Source organism: Reichenbachiella sp. (assembly GCF_965223055.1).
Taxonomy (GTDB): Bacteria; Bacteroidota; Bacteroidia; order Cytophagales; family Cyclobacteriaceae; genus Reichenbachiella.
In genome coordinates this window covers 263,944-279,792 of the sequence record NZ_CBDCVM010000012.1, presented here as the reverse complement: position 1 = coordinate 279,792, position 15,849 = coordinate 263,944, and the positions used below count along the sequence as shown (strand labels likewise).

At 40.3% G+C, this 15,849-nt stretch carries 13 protein-coding genes; 1 reads left to right on the top strand and 12 read right to left on the bottom strand.

Annotated elements, in window-relative coordinates:
- Positions 1-5: 5 nt before the first annotated feature.
- The 5 genes from ACOQO5_RS16475 to ACOQO5_RS16455 all read right to left on the bottom strand — a co-directional run bounded on the left by ACOQO5_RS16475 (position 6) and on the right by ACOQO5_RS16455 (position 4,053).
- Positions 6-212, bottom strand: a complete 207-nt coding sequence (locus tag ACOQO5_RS16475) for a GDCCVxC domain-containing (seleno)protein (protein ID WP_420582788.1) — start codon at positions 210-212, stop codon at positions 6-8.
- Positions 212-811: a mercuric transport protein MerTP gene (gene merTP / locus ACOQO5_RS16470; protein WP_420582787.1), complete on the bottom strand. Its 600-nt coding sequence runs from the start codon at positions 809-811 to the stop codon at positions 212-214. The genes ACOQO5_RS16475 and merTP overlap by 1 nt, the downstream gene beginning before the upstream one ends.
- Entirely contained in the window at positions 808-1,182 is a 375-nt protein-coding gene (locus ACOQO5_RS16465) for an ArsR/SmtB family transcription factor (RefSeq protein WP_260575001.1), read from the bottom strand. The genes merTP and ACOQO5_RS16465 overlap by 4 nt, the downstream gene beginning before the upstream one ends.
- A 297-nt stretch (positions 1,183-1,479) precedes the next feature.
- The gene (locus ACOQO5_RS16460) at positions 1,480-2,709 is read right to left on the bottom strand and encodes a C45 family autoproteolytic acyltransferase/hydolase (protein ID WP_420582786.1); all 1,230 of its coding nucleotides are present in this window, start codon (positions 2,707-2,709) and stop codon (positions 1,480-1,482) included.
- Between the two features lie 240 nt (positions 2,710-2,949).
- The gene (locus tag ACOQO5_RS16455) at positions 2,950-4,053 is read right to left on the bottom strand and encodes a tyrosine-type recombinase/integrase (protein ID WP_420582785.1); all 1,104 of its coding nucleotides are present in this window, start codon (positions 4,051-4,053) and stop codon (positions 2,950-2,952) included.
- 159 nt (positions 4,054-4,212) lie between these two features.
- Here ACOQO5_RS16455 and ACOQO5_RS16450 point away from each other — a divergent pair, with 159 nt between their 5' ends.
- Positions 4,213-4,632, top strand: a complete 420-nt coding sequence (locus tag ACOQO5_RS16450) for a hypothetical protein (protein WP_420582784.1) — start codon at positions 4,213-4,215, stop codon at positions 4,630-4,632.
- Between the two features lie 23 nt (positions 4,633-4,655).
- On the opposite strand, the gene ACOQO5_RS16445 is transcribed toward ACOQO5_RS16450, so the two are convergent.
- From ACOQO5_RS16445 to nirB, 7 genes are all read right to left on the bottom strand, one after another.
- The gene (locus tag ACOQO5_RS16445) at positions 4,656-6,074 is read right to left on the bottom strand and encodes a rubredoxin (RefSeq protein WP_420582783.1); all 1,419 of its coding nucleotides are present in this window, start codon (positions 6,072-6,074) and stop codon (positions 4,656-4,658) included.
- Positions 6,075-6,104: 30 nt separating this feature from the next.
- Positions 6,105-9,638 carry a molybdopterin-dependent oxidoreductase gene (locus tag ACOQO5_RS16440; RefSeq protein ID WP_420582782.1) on the bottom strand — a complete coding sequence of 1,178 codons (3,534 nt, stop codon included), beginning with the start codon at positions 9,636-9,638 and terminating at the stop codon, positions 6,105-6,107.
- Between the two features lie 327 nt (positions 9,639-9,965).
- Positions 9,966-10,397, bottom strand: coding sequence for a hypothetical protein (locus ACOQO5_RS16435; RefSeq protein ID WP_420582781.1), 432 nt, complete (start codon positions 10,395-10,397; stop codon positions 9,966-9,968).
- Between the two features lie 13 nt (positions 10,398-10,410).
- A complete protein-coding gene (locus ACOQO5_RS16430; RefSeq protein ID WP_420582780.1) occupies positions 10,411-11,088 on the bottom strand; it encodes a response regulator in 678 nt (225 codons plus the stop codon).
- A 4-nt stretch (positions 11,089-11,092) separates the two neighbouring features.
- Positions 11,093-12,424 carry an ATP-binding protein gene (locus ACOQO5_RS16425; RefSeq protein WP_420582779.1) on the bottom strand — a complete coding sequence of 444 codons (1,332 nt, stop codon included), beginning with the start codon at positions 12,422-12,424 and terminating at the stop codon, positions 11,093-11,095.
- 175 nt (positions 12,425-12,599) lie between these two features.
- Positions 12,600-12,974: a nitrite reductase small subunit NirD gene (gene nirD, locus ACOQO5_RS16420; protein ID WP_420582778.1), complete on the bottom strand. Its 375-nt coding sequence runs from the start codon at positions 12,972-12,974 to the stop codon at positions 12,600-12,602.
- A gap of 7 nt (positions 12,975-12,981) precedes the next feature.
- A complete protein-coding gene (gene nirB / locus ACOQO5_RS16415) occupies positions 12,982-15,486 on the bottom strand; it encodes a nitrite reductase large subunit NirB (RefSeq protein WP_420582777.1) in 2,505 nt (834 codons plus the stop codon).
- Positions 15,487-15,849: the final 363 nt, after the last annotated feature.

Sequence of the window (15,849 nt, the reverse complement as noted above, 5' to 3'; positions counted from 1 at the left end):
ATCTATTAACAGCAACTTTTATTTTCTTGAATTGGCGGACAAGGGACAGTTCCGTATGAACAATAAACACAACAATCTCCCTCATTTGGTTTTAAAACCGTTTTGCAATTCTCACATTCGTAAAAGAATTGACAAGCGTTTGTTGGCATATCTTCCACTTTTTTATGTCCGCAGTTTGGACAAGTGATTTCAGATTTTAGTACAATTTCCATTAGTTTTCTTTTTTGTCGGTTACTTTATAGCCTGTTGAGTTAATTGCTTTCTCAATTTCCGTTTCGTTGGTTTTGGTTTTGTCAAATTCAATGATTGCATTTTCATTTTCATAGGACGCTTTTGAGTTTACAATTCCATTGAGTTTATTTACTTCGTGATTTACGTGTTCTTCGCAACTCGTACAAGTCATTCCGCTGATTTTAAATTTAGTTGTTTTAATGTCCGATTTGTCAACTACAATTATTTGCTTTTCTGAGTTTGGGTAAAAAATTCTTGAATAATATGGGAAAGCCATCATTACAATTGCAAATACGGTTACAATTCCTAAAAACTTTTTAGATTGAATAAATTTTGGTTTTTCGTCCGTCTCACAATCACAGTCGATTTCTTTTTGAGGTTTTAGTTTTTGATACCAAGCAAAACCAAGAACTAAAATTGTAAGTCCGATTAAATAAGGTCTAAAAGGTTCTATCCAAGAAAATGTTGAAGCAATTCCGCTTGTTCCTGCAATTAAAGCCAAAACTGGTGTAATACAGCATAAAGAAGCTGTAATTGCAGTTAGCAAACCTGCACCAATTAATTTGTTTTCACTTTTCATATCGTTTCTAAAATTTTGTTTTTATCAAGTATCTCAAAGAATGGATTTAGCATTTTTTCGTATTCAGCCGTGAGTGAATAAAAAATCGTTTGGGCTTCTCTATCGGTTTCCAATAGATTTCGGTCTTTCATTTTTCTCAAATGTTGAGAAATAGCAGAAATATTCATTCCGAGAATATCGCTCAAATCACAAACGCAAAGTCTTTTTTCTTCAAATAGCAGGTAAAGAATTTTCAGTCGAATGCTATTTCCGACTAATGAAAGTCCGTTTGCTAAATAGTCGAAGGATTCGTTTAATTCCGAAACTGTGTCTTTGCAACGATTTATTTGTTCAATATCGGCTTGTTGTCTAATGCAAGAGTTATTATCCATAAAACAAAGTTACGGTTATTTATTATTTAAGCAAATACTTAAATACATAATTTTCAAGCGTTGGAAGAAAATAGCTCTTTTGGTTTTTTTGCGTTGGCTTTCGTGTCGGCAAAAACCAAATGTGCTATTTATGCGGTTGCTTTTTTTTAAATTGGGCATAACGGTTAGTATATGGTGCGTTGTCGTCCCATAGGTCGACGATGCTCTTTATACAGTGTTGTATGCTTTTTTTATTTAAGGTTGTGACTTACTACACCTTGACTTCAAATTATCACTATTGATACTATTGTAGCTTTTTTAGAATTCAAATTTCACATGTGTAAACCAATTTGGAGAGTCTGGAGTAGTGAATAAGATTGGATTTCCTTTTTTTGGTATTTCAACAATCATACATTGTAAAGTCCTACCTGTTGCCGAGCCTGGATTAACAAGGATTGGGCGTGTGGTTTTTAGCTTTTTTATACTCTCAAAGTTAATTGTATTTCTTTCAGACTTTAGTGTTTTTTCTGCCAACTCCAATCTTTCAAAAGTATATCCATAGCTTCCTCCTCCCATATTTGCATCCATCTTGAAAGCCACAGGAGCATTTTCCTGCAGAGTGTGATTTGTATGAACTGCATAATTATTTTTATAGTTATCAACAACAACAACAGTATCTTTCCATGTTTCTACTGAGATTACTTTCTCTCTATCAGCAATCATATAGTTCATGGCAGTTCCAAAATGAACTGTATTTAAATAGTCAACAGCTTTTGTTCTATTTTTAGATTCTAATATTTTTCTAACGTTAAAAGAAACAGGAATGCCTTGATCACTCGTTGGTAAATCCGCGATGGTGTTAATACCTACTGCGACTCCATAATTATTAACTCCATTTTGTCCTATCTGTCCTGCGAAAGTTTGCTGTAATATTACTAGGTCTGAATTTGGGTATCGTATTTTCAAAACGGTTACGGCTCCTTCGTGGTAAGTAGGGATATCATTGTTATGTGTAACATAATTAGGTAAGTTTTTTCTGCCATATACTCCAGTAGTCGTACAATGTCCATCACCAAATTTGATAGATCCAGATTTCATCAAAAACAAAAACAGTTCATCAAAGCTTTGGTACAAAAATAATTCATTAAAATCTACATTGGCACCTTTTGCTATTCCTTCCATTTCCTGATATAAATCTGGGACTAGTTCTTTTACAGTGTTAATGTGGCCAGTGTTTTTCGCAAATTCCTGAATCATTTTATCAGGCTCAGTAATACCAGCGTTTTCTCTTAGCCATTCTTTAAAATCTCTAATTTTTTTGTTTATAATAAAATTCAAAGCTTTACCATGTTGGTATCCTCTTTTGTAAGGTGTTTCAGCATCAAGTTCTAAATAATATATTCCTCCTCGATACTCTACCTTTGGGATTTTGATATTGTCAATAGGTTCCTCTTGAGCGTAGGAGAAATTTATTAATCCAACCATTATAAACACGGTCAAAGTTGTTTTTTTAAAGATAATCTCAAATTTTGTTCTCAGTGGTTTCATGTTTTTTGATGTATTTAATTGATATGTATTCGTTAATCTTTCTTATACAGACTGACGTCAGTAAAAGTACAATTTTCAATCAATTCTGCTGCTTTTTCAAACCTCTGTCTTCAAGACGTTAGCTTCTGAATTCAATTCATAAAGCAGAGAATTGATAAATTTCCCTCATTAATTTTCAGCCCGAATCTCCCTAATTGCTTACAACATTTATGTAAGTGTAACTTGTTACACTTACATCCATTATGTTAACATCAAATCTATTGGATTTTTTATTTTATTCATTCCTTTTACAGCAACATGTGTATAAATCTCAGTTGTTTTCAAGGAATTATGTCCCAATAAACTTTGAATATATCGTAGGTCAACACCGTCTTCGAGCAAATGCGTGGCTAATGAATGGCGGAGCATGTGGGGAATCACTCTTTGCCTAATTTTTGCTTTGAAAGCAGCCCGCTGTACAATTTTCACTACGCTGCTTCCACTGTATTTCTTTCCAGATATACCTTCAAATAGATAGTAGGAAGGCTTAGCTTGTAGATAGTATTTCCTCAAATCCTGAAGCACTTGCTCTCCCAATAGTGTGTATCGGTCCTTTTTTCCTTTTCCTTGTTCTACACAGATCAGCATTCTATCACTGATGATATCTGAAAGTTTGAGGTTGAGGAGTTCGCCCCGACGTAAACCAGCGGAGTATAAAAGAGATATAATACATCGGTGTTTTAAGTTTGTCGTTGAGCTGATCATCGCTTTGATCTGCTTCCTACTCAACACTTTTGGTAATGATTCGGTAGGCAATGGTCGCTCTATATCATAAAATCGATTAGGCATTTCTTTCACCACCTCATAGTAAAACTTAATGGCATTAATGGTTTGATTAACGTAAGAATCGGATCGGTTTTGCTGAACTAAATATTTGAGATAATCTCTAATCATCAAATCGTTTATGTCTGTCAATTTAATGCTGCAATCGAAGTGATTGATGAATTTTTCAAACATTCCAATGTATATCTTGGCTGTATTGAGTGCATACTTCTTCAGTTCTAGCTTTTGATAAAACTCCTCCGGACAATATCTCCAGCCTTTTTTGGGTACACGCTGACGATAACTGTTTACAGAAAGGTCTTCATGGCCGTTTTTGACAGGTTTGTTGGGAAAGAAATGGGTGCAATTGATCCATGACACACCCTTGAATTTTGAAAATATGGCATCTAGATTAGCAGGACTATTCGGTATGGCCACCATACCATGGGTTTCGCTCCACTTTACTTCTGGCAGCTCCTTTACTAGAGCTTGTATGATCTTGTCAGGATAAAACTTGAGCCCAATCATCTTCTGATTATCCATATAGAGATGCTTCAAAGTAATTTGCTTCTGCCTGTATGTAGAATTCATGGTGTAAACCACGAGAAAAACAAAATAATAAAGTTATTTTTAAACGTGTAGTTACGTAAATAAACGTATAAATACACGAGTAGATCGATTATTTAACCAACCTTTAACCTTATGGATCATTTAAAGTGCCTGCATTGCGACCAGCCTATGACTGGGAGACTAGACAAGAAATTTTGCGATTCCCAGTGTCGAGCAAATTTTCACAACCTCCACAAAAGAAAACATGAACGAATCATAGCTGCTGTCAATCGGCAGATTCGAAAAAACAGAACTATTCTTAAAAACTTTTGTCCTGAAGGAAAATCTACTGTTCGCCGAGAAAGGTTAGTAGATGCGGGATATTCGTTTCAATACTTTTCATCTATTTACCAAAACTCAAATCTAACCTATTACTTCTGCTACGAATATGGCTTTGCAGCCATCATGCAAGCATCCGCGGAAACAGGCCAACAGGTACCGAAGGTATTAATTATTCAATCTCAAGATCATATGAAAGGAAAATTTGATCCTTGGAAACACTCCAAGAACTAAGGTACTGAGGATAAAAGTATCTGCTATAGCTTCACAAATTCACCCTTCTTCGACTCACAAGTGGGGCAAATATAGTTCTCCGGCAAACTGTCGAAGCTAGTGCCCGGAGCGATATCGGCGGCTTCATCGCCGTACTGAGCATCGTAGATAGTCAGGCAGTGCTTGCACTGATAGCTTTCAGACACTGATACGGGTGGTGCCACCTCTTTTTTAGGCGTGGACTTGGGTTGGTCTTCGATCTGATCGAAATACATCACACTCAATTCCATCAATAGCGCAGGCAGCACATTTTTAGTGACATTTTTCACATAAGTGAGGTACTCCGCTGAATTCGGATTGAAGCTTTTCGCATACAATATATTGTAGGTATTGCTACCTTCTCCTTCAGCTGGATTGATCTCAATCGCCACGGATGTAAATAAGTAAATGTCGTCGTTGGGTTTGATGGTAAAAGTCAAACCAGAAGTACTGATGTCCTGCTGATCCAGGGCACGAACCAGGTAATTTTTCAGCTCCAGCGCTTCCTCACTCAGCACAGGCAAATGCCAATTGAGCTCTAGTGAGGAGTGACGAAGATTGATCCCAAAGCGCCCCATCAATTTCTCCCATCCCAACAAATAGTTTTCTTCTATACCTTTGATAATCAAAGATTTCCATGGCGTTAAACTTATTTTACCCACGTTGGTTTCCATGCATCTTTTGCAAAGTGCAATCAGAAAATTGACCGTAAATTTGTTATTACGCCAGTAAAGACCCAACCAATAATTGCCCCCAGGCTCTCGATTCAATCCTTCATAATAAGGAAATGCCGGCGCTGGGTATTTCAGTTCCTCCTCTGGGTTCAGCGTGTTGAGCTCTTGTTGATCCACTACCGAAAAAATATCCTGGGATGACAGTGAATCATCATTCATATCCAAATCATTCAGAGCTTTCGCCGCTTTCGCTAAATCATAACCGTGGATGACTTTGCTGTATGGAATGGGCAGATTATCGAATTGCTTCAAACGCAAATAGAGATACCAATAATTGTCCGTAGTGGATGCTATAAAGTTGATGTTCCCAGTAAACAAAGGCACCATACTCTGCGAAGGGTCCACCAGATTTATCCGATGCTTCGCTCTAAAATTGAAACTGTCTAAGATGTGGTGATAGACATGGGGAACCAACCATTTTTTGTTAGGCATCACATCCAGTGCCACATATGAGCTCACTACGTTTTGATGTGTAAACTCGTTGACTTCGTATTCGGTATTGATGGATTTAAAAATATTTTCGAGCAGTGCCTGGCTCCGGTCTTTCGCCGGAAATAGGATATCCTGACGAGAGCCCAAATGGATAAATTCCGTACCCAACTCCTTGGCCGTTGTCAAAATACGTAAAAAATCTCCGGGAGAAAGAATACCACCCTTCACAAATACCCTGACCAAATTCTTTTTCTCCATTGCTAATACTTTGTGTCAAATATAAATGAATCAGGAAACGAGCTCAACTTCTTTTTGCTCCAAATGCTTTTTGAGCAATTGCTGTACTTCTCCTTTGCAACTACCACATCCCAGACCTGCACCTGTTGTTTGGCAGGACTCCGCCAAAGTCTTGCATCCACCTTCAAACGCCTTTTCCAGATTACCCGTACCCACATTGCTACAGGAGCAGACCAGCTGGCCCAGCATGGGCTCGGCAGCTTGTCCAGAGCGTAGCAATTCTTTTCGTTTTTCGGATAGCTCTACTTCGTTTTCGATCAGCTCTTTAAATTCTGCAAACTCGGCCTTATCTCCCATGAGCACTGCACCAACCAGCCGGTCCTGGTGAATGATACATTTCTTATAATACTTCATCGACTTGTCGATGAAGATGATCTCATCGTAATCCTTCATACTCAATGGCGCATCAGCCATGCCAATCGAACAAAGGTCCAATTCTGGAAACTTGAGAATATTCATCGGCACAGTGCCTGTATACAGAGCACTCAAATCCCCACCAATATGTCTGGCTGCGATATCAGCCTGATCTTCAGCCGCAGCTGTGGTACCGTTGAGTTTTTGATTGTGCTCAGCGATTTCGCCGATGGCATAAATAGACTTTTCGCTGGTCTGCATGTAGTCATTGACAATGATACCACGTCCACATTTGAGATTAGCTATTCTGGCCAATTGGTCATTGGGTCTGGTACCAATAGCAAATACCGCCGCCTGGCAGTCGATTTTTTTACCACTTTTCAGGTCTATCCTGATGTCCTTTTCATTCCGCACATTGATATTATGCACCTCGTCATTGGTGTACACATGCACGCCCATCTCTTCAATCATCTGTCGTAGCAGCGTACTCGCCATGGTGTCGAGCTGGCGCTCCATCAGACGAGTGGACAACTGCACAATAGACACTTCCACGTCTATCTCTCTCAGTGCAGAAGCCAGCTCCAGTCCCAGTAGGCCACCCCCCACGATCAACACGTGACCTTTGTTGTCGATATATTTTTTCAGTCCATCGGCGCTGTATCGGTCGCGCATGGTAAACAGACCCGGCAGTTCCATTGGAATATTATTAGGCACGAAGGCGCGAGATCCTGTGGCCAAAATCAGCTTGTCGTACGAATGCACCTGACCGTGAGAATCGGTCACGGTCTGTCTAAGTCTGTCTAAATCTTCGATACTGGTAGAGTTGTGCAGTACTACATCCAGCTCTTCGAATTCACCATATTTGAATTTGAGCAAATCCTCCCACTCCTTGTGCTCATTCACGTACTCGGGTAGCAAAACCCGATTGTAAAAGGGATATTCCTCTTTCGAGAAAACATGAATCTCATCTTCCGTATTGAGCGTACGATAAGAATTGATGAATCGATACGCAGCAGCTCCAGCTCCTACGATGACGACCTTCTCCTTCGGTTTGCTATACTTTTCTACACTCACAGCTGAGTATTTAAACCCCGGCTGCTTCGATGTAGGGTCAAAAACTTTACTGGTCATATTATTAGCTCTGCCGAAGGTGTTTTGAAGTACTTTGCCCCAATGCATGGGAAGGAATACCACTCCTTTTTTAATCTTTTCTGTGATCTGAGCATTCACCCGTACTTCGCCTCTTTTGTTTTTTATCACTACAGGCATGCCTTCTTCGATGCCCTTGGCCTTGGCGTCCTCCGGATGAATTTCAAGGTAAGGTTTCGGAATGTGCTTATTCAGCTTATTCACTTTGCCCGTACGGGTCATGGTATGCCACTGATCTCGTATTCGTCCGGTGGTCAATATGAGCGGATACTCGTCTGAAAGCTGGTCTCCTTCATTTTTATTGCCTCCTGGCAATATCTGAGCTTTCCCAGTTGGGGTATAAAATTTCTTGTCCTCAAACAAGCGAGGCGTACCCGGATGATCCTCTGAAGGCACCGGCCATTGGACTGTACCTTGTGCTTTCAATCTTGCATAAGTCAATCCTGAGATATCGATGTTTGTCCCTTTGGTCAGTCGGCAATGTTCTGCATAAATCTCTTCTATCGAGTGGAAATTGAATCCTTCATATCCCATCCGCCGGGCGAAACGAATCAAAATTTCGTTGTCCGGTAAAGCCTCTCCCGGCGCATCTACTACTTTTGGCAAGTAGCTAATTCTGCGCTCCGAATTGGTCATGGTACCTTCTTTCTCCAACCATCCAGCCGCTGGTAATACCAGATCAGCATATTTGGCCGTATCCGATCTCGAAGAAATATCCTGCACCACCACAAATTTGGCCTTTTTCAGTGCTCGATCTACCAAATCGGCATTGGGCATACTCACGGACGGATTGGTACAGATAATCCAAACGGCCTTCATCTCCCCGGAGTCCAGCGCATCGAACATTTGTGTTGCAGTCAAGCCCGGTTTGTCTGGCATACTATCCACACCCCAAAAGTCTGCCACTTCTTTTCTATGATCAGCATTGGCTTGTACGCGGTGCGCGGCTAGCAGTGAAGCCATGCCCCCAACTTCTCTTCCACCCATAGCATTGGGCTGGCCAGTCAGCGAGAAGGGACCGGACCCTGGCTTGCCGATATGGCCTGTGATCAGGTTCAGGTTGATCAAGGCCAGGTTATTATTTACGCCCTGTGAACTCTGGTTCAAGCCCATCGTCCACAGCGACAAGAAGCCTTTGGCGTCACCAATGTATTCAGCAGCGAGCTGGATTTGATCTATGGACACATCACAAATCGCAGCCGCTTCCTCCAGTGCGGTCTCAAACACTTTTTCTTTATAGTCTTCAAATCCATCAGTATGGTCCTGAATGAATTTCAAATCGAAGTTCCCATTTTCGATCAATACCCGGCCAATCGCATGCAGCAAGGTCTCGTCCGTACCGGGAGTGAGCTGCAAATGCAAATCAGCCAAAGCGCAAGAGTCTGTTACCCGCGGATCGATCACCACGATCTTGGTATCTGGATTTTGTTCTTTTCGTTGCTCGATTCTTCTGAATAAAATCGGATGGCACCACGCCGGATTAGCCCCAGCGATCAGGAAGCAATCTGCCAACTCAATATCCTCATAGGCAATCGGCACAGCATCCTCACCAAGTGTTTTGGTATAGCCTACCACAGCCGAACTCATGCACAATCTCGAGTTGGTATCGATGTTGTTCGTACCGATGTATCCTTTAGTCAATTTGTTGACTAAATAGTATTCCTCTGTCAGGCACTGACCGGAGATGTAGAATCCTACTGAATTTGGTCCGTGCTTTTCAATAAACGTTTTGAATACAGCTGCAGCACGATCGATAGCCGTATCCCAACTCACTCTTTCTAAAGGATGATGCTTCGATCCACGCATTTGTGGATATAGGAGGCGATCACTCTGATCCTGAACTACGTAGTTTAGACTACGGCCCTTTGAACAAAGCATGCCTCTATTCACCGGATGATCAGGAGTGCCTTCGAGCTCAATAATTCCCTTTTTATTGATTTCTACATCAATACCACAGCCTACACCACAATAGGAGCAGGTTGTTTTAGCTTTTACTGGAAGGTTCTTTTGTGACGCACTCATTTCCATTGATTTTGAACCAGGCTCTGATGTTGTTCAGAGTCATGAACAAAAGTACGTGTTTTTGAGTATTAATTACGTATTTATACGTAATTAATTCTTAGACCAACACACAATCAATTAATAAATCATCATTGGAAATGAATAGAATCTTGGGGCATGTTAGAGTTGAATTTGTGTCGCTATGGTCCAAAAGCTGATCGCATGATAAATTTTTAAGCATCAGCCCTCAAGCCGGGAAGGCTCTTACTTTTTTCATTGCCAAAAAAGTAAGCAAAAAGTCTAGAAAATTTTAAAACTCGCTACGCTCAAACAGTAAAATTTTCTTATCTATTTATCTAATGACTTTAGTTGTAAAAGTTTAACAATGTTAGTTACATCACCATAATAGATCTCTCTAATAGATTTCAGCGTTTTATTGTTTTTTCCAATTAAGTTAATTGACAGATACCCTTTAGTTAATTCTGTTTTAAAACCTCTTAAATCCTTTTTCTCAAAAATTTTACTCCGAGCCGTCAAAATATTTTTGAATTCAATTTCATCTTCTGAAATCTTTAAATTGTTAAATTCAGTTAAGATAATTACCCAAAGACTAACTATTACAATTAGCATTAGAATCCATCCAAATGACAATAAGAACGCTCTCTCTCCAAGGTCCAAGGTGTCAAAATTCGCTATCCAATAAATTGGAAATAATGGAGTACATAAAGCCAAGACTAACCATATCAACGCCCAACCAAATAAATTAAATTTGAATGTCATGTTGGCTTACTTTCTACCCAATAATATAAGGCTCGCTGTCTATTTTTCGAATGAGCTCCGTGATGTTACCTACTTCGAGCTTTTTCATGATGTTGAAACGATGAGTTTCTACAGTACGAATGCTTTTGCCTAGCTCGTCGGCGATTTCTTTGTTGCTATGGCCTTTATAGACCAGTTTTAGGATTTGTTTTTCTCTTTTGGTGATATGGTAGTCCGTTTTCACCATCGTACTCGAATCACTTGGTGCTGCACTGCTTCCCGTATTCTTATTCAAATAACCATTGACCAGCACGTCAGAAATGTCGCCACTGAAGTACTTATGTCCTTCGAGAATACTTTTTAGTGCCTTCACAAATTCTTCTTTGGTGGTGTCTTTGAGCAAATAACCTGAAGCTCCACACTCTACACTCTTGATGATGTATTCTTCATCATCGTGCATGGATAGGATCAGCGTCTTAGTTTCAGGTGAGACGTTTTTTAATTCTGCCGTGGCTTCGAGACCATTCATAATTGGCATTCGAATGTCCGAGATCAAGATATCTGGTTTCAATTGTTTCACTTTCTCAATGGCTTCCTGCCCATTCGAAGCTTCTGCAATTACTTCTACTTCGCCTTCACTCTCCAGCAAAATCTTGATTCCATTTCGTACTATGACATGATCGTCGGCTAAGATTACTTTTATCGTATCCATAAGTCTAGCTTAAAGGTAGTTTGATAATAATTTTCGTTCCTACCCCGAGTTTTGTTTGAATATCGAAAGAGCCATTGATAAAGGCCGCTCTTTCTTTCATATTAAAAATACCATGTCCGGATGCACCGAAATGGCCCGTTTTCTCTAGCTTTTCAAATTCAAAGCCCTTTCCATTGTCTTCTACAATTACAATAAGGTGCGATGGGTTGTGTTCAAAGCTAATCACAATTTTGTCCGCTTCAGCATATTTGATGCCGTTGTTTACGGCTTCTTGAACAATACGGTACAGGTTCGTTTCTACATTTTTATCCAGCCGATTAATGAAATTGGTTTTATTGTCAAACTCAACCACTGTGTTGGATAGGGCTGTGACCTCCTGACTTATTTTTTTCATGGCTGGAGTAATTCCAAAGTCCACCAAACTACTCGGCGTCAAATTGAACGACACTCGACGAACTTCTTTAATCACACTTTTCATCAGGTCCTTGGTATCCCTGATTCGTTTTTTCATGTGTGGCGAATTTGAAGGTGTAATTCCTTCTAAGTTGAGTTTTAAGCCTGTAAGCATCTGTCCTATGCCATCATGGATTTCCTGAGAGATACGTTTTCTTTCTTCCTCTTGTCCTTCTAGAATAAGTACGGAACGATATTGCTGCTCCTTCACTCTTTTCTCAATCGCTTCTCTGTTGATTTCCCTGGATCTTTGCTTGGCTTCTTTTACTTCTGTGACATCACGACCAATAGTTAAAATTTTGGTTTCACCAGTCACCCCATTAGTCACAGGCTGCATCGAAAGGTCCAACCAGATCAAGTCTCCATCCAGATTAGTAACATTGATCTCTCCATTCCATGCTTCGCCCCTGGAAAGAATACTTCGCAGACTAGTAATGAAGTCATCGTTCAAGTTTTCTTCTTTAAACCAATCGAATAGATTATTTGCAAAACCAGATCCGTTTACGGACATGATTTGCTTTAAATGATCTGAAGTATATTCGATATCACCATTCATATCTAACTTCATCAATGTCGTAGGATCTTCTTGAACAAGGTTGACTGCTTCGAGATCTTGATAAGACTTTCCCAGCTCATTGTACAACTTGTTCAACTCTACTGTCATTCGTTTGGCAGACTCCTCGGACTCGATCAACGCTGCGTAAATAGATTTGAACTCTAAGTAGGCCGGTCTCATGATGGTGCCAAACGCCACTAAAAATAAAAAAACAACGAGAGCCAAATAAACAAGCTGTGGCTGGCTGATATGCTCGACTTCTAGGTATTCGAGAAGCAAAAACTGACCAATAACGGCTAAAAAGGCAACTCCGAAGGAAGCTGCCATAAATATTCTAACCAGTTTGCTAAGTGCCTGCGTCTTTTTCAATTGTCTTTACTCACAAAGTGAGGATTAAATGCCATGAGTTTTGACTCGATAAATAGTTTTTTTCGGTAATGATGGCTCGTAAACCTGGCCAACATCAGTTGATATTGATGCAAAATTTACGATTTCTACTGAATTAGTTTTTAAATCCTACGTAAACATACCCATTTTCTACCTTAACTGGATACGTAGCTAGCGCACAATGATCACCGTTTAGGTTTTTTCCATCTTTCAATGAGAAGGTTTGTTTGTGAAACGGACAGGCCACCTTAGGTTCCTCACCTTCAGAACCCAGCATTCCTCTGCTTAAAATCATTTGCTGCTTATGTGGGCAAAGGTTTTGAGTAGCATACCATTTCTTTCTGCGTGTAAAATTGAAAACTGCCACTTGCAATCCTTTGTGTTCGGCACATACTCCACCATTAGCAGGAAAGTCTTTTTCTGCCGCAACTTCTACCCAGGTTTCTACTTCTTCCGATGTTACCGTTTTATATTCTAATGTCTCAGTCATTGCTTGGTTATTTGCTTTCTACTAATTCCTTATCCCAATCTACAGGCTTCTTCTGTCCTCTAAAGTCCTCAAACTTCATGGTCGGATCTGGTATATCAGCATTTACAAAATGTGTGAATTTCTTTCTCAATTCAGGGTTGTTTACTACCTCTTTCCACTCGCACTTATACGTGTCCACCATAAAGTCCATTTCTCTTTCAAGATCTGCTCCAATGCCCAAGGAATCCTCTACCACTACTTGCTTCAAATATTCGATCCCACCTTCAAGCTTGTTCAACCAGGTAGCTGTCCTATTCAGTGGTTCGGCCGTTTTGATGTAAAACATCAAAAATCTATCAATAAATTTCATACAAGTCTCAGAGTCGATATCACCAGCCAACAATAAGGCGTGCTGTGGATTTGAACCGCCATTCCCACAGACGTATAAATTCCACCCTACCTCTGTTGCAATGATTCCAAAGTCCTTGCTTAACGCCTCAGCGCACTCCCTTCTACAACCCGATACCGCACTTTTTAACTTGTGTGGTGAACGAAGGCCTCTATATCTCTCTTCTACTTCGATGGCAAAGGACACGGAGTCATGCAATCCATATCTACACCAGGATGAGCCTACACAGCTTTTTACTGTTCTCAAAGACTTGCCATAGGCATGTCCACTTTCGAACCCTGCGTCAATCAGCTCTTCCCAAATATCTGGCAACTGATTGACAGAAGCTCCGAATAAATCGATACGCTGACCACCAGTGATCTTAGTATACAAATCATATTTTTTGGCTACTTGCCCAATTACGATGAGCTTGTCTGGCGTGATTTCACCTCCAGGGATTCTAGGCACCACAGAGTACGATCCTCCTTTTTGTATGTTGGCCAAGAATCTGTCGTTAGTATCCTGAATCGTATCTTGATTCAATATCAACTCATTCCAAATACTGGCCATCAAAGAAGCCACTGCTGGCTTACAAACCTCACAACCATCGCCCGATCCATATGCATCCAGGAGGTCATCGTAACTCTTGATTCCTTTTATTTTTATTAAATCGAATAGTTCCTGACGAGAATATTCGAAATGTTCGCAAAGTACTTTTTTAACAGTCTTACCCATGGATTTCAACTGGTCGTTGAAAATATCCGTAACCATAGGTGTACAAGCTCCGCAGCCAGTTCCAGCTTTAGTGCACGACTTTACATCGGCAATATTTTCCAGGTTTTGATCAGATACTGCTTTACAGATATCGCCTTTTGTTACGTTTTCGCAAGAGCAAATCTGTGCTGATTCAGGCAGCTCCATTTCTGCAGATTCGCCTCCCCTACTTCCTAAGATCAAATCCTCAGGATTTGGTGGCAAAGCCATACCATTGAGTGTTACTTGCAAGAGCATACCATAGGCTTCTGCATCACCCACTAAAATACCTCCAAGTAATTTTTTTCCATCTTCGGAGATGTTGATTCTCTTGTATATGCCTTCTAGGCTGTCTTCGAATACGATCGGTTTGTGAGGTACATTTTCGCAAAGTGCATCACCGAAACTGGCGACATCCACTCCGATCAATTTGAGCTTTGTGGACATGTCGTAGCTTTCGAAAACTTTTTCGTCTCCGGCTAGCAATTGATCTACTACCACCTCTGCCATTTCGTAACCAGGAGCTACAAGTCCATAAATAAAGTTCTTGTGTAACGCACACTCACCTATGGCGTAAATATCTTTATCCGTTGTCTCCAACAAGTCATTCACTACTATACCTCCTCGTGGACCTACTTCAAGGCCACATTGTTTAGCTAATTCATCTCTTGGTTTGATACCACAAGAAATTACGAGCATATCAGCTTTTAGCAACTGACCGTCAGTAAACTCCAGTCCGGTCATTTTATCCTCACCCAGTATACTGGCCGTGTTTCTATTCATGTGAATATTCACACCCAGTTCTTCCATTTTACCTCTCAATGCATCAGAGCCCCCCTGATCTAATTGCCTTGGCATGAGGCGAGGCGCAAACTCTATCACATGTGTTTCTTGATTTAAGTCGAGCATGGCTTTGGCGGCCTCTAGACCTAAGAGACCTCCGCCTAATACTGCTGCTTTTTTTGAAGTCTTACCGTATTCTATAATGGCTTCTAAATCTTCAATGGTTCGGTATACGAATACGCCCTGCATCTCCGATCCCTTGATTGGTGGCACAAATGCACTAGACCCTGTAGCTAATATCAACTTGTCGTAATCAGCTTCTAATCCGGTATGACTCGTGACTTTTTTGTTTATTCGATCAATATTGACAATTAGCTCGCCCGTGATCAATTCAATATCATTTTCTACGTACCACTTGCGAGGTGCCATCTCCAAATCTGACACTGATTGGTTTGAAAAGTACTCACTCAAGTGTACTCTGTCGTATGCCACATTAGGCTCTTCACCGAATACTTTTATTGAAAATTGTTCTTTTGGAGCTTTGGCACGCAGTTTTTCACAAAACTTATAACCAACCATCCCGTTGCCAATAACTATGATCTTTTCCATATCTTAGATTTATTACGTAAAAATACGTAGTTTTTCTAAGTATTGACAAATTTTTACGTAGTTATTTTATAGGGCAATTCGTTTTTTACGTAATCCCATCTGGTTGAACTGTGAGATAATAACTTCAGTCAAAGTTGAATTTGACGGCGAGGAATAAAAGGATGGATTTGTTGAAGCGAAAGTGAGTTGGTTCGTGAGGACACGAACCATAGCGGAAGTGAGGACCGAACCAAAGCGGAAGTGAGGACCCGAACCAAAGCACAAGGGAGGATGCTAATCAAGGCGGTGTCACATTATTTCTATCCGACATTGTAATTTTAAAGGCGCGAACCATAGCGTAAATAGAGGACAGGAACCCTAGCT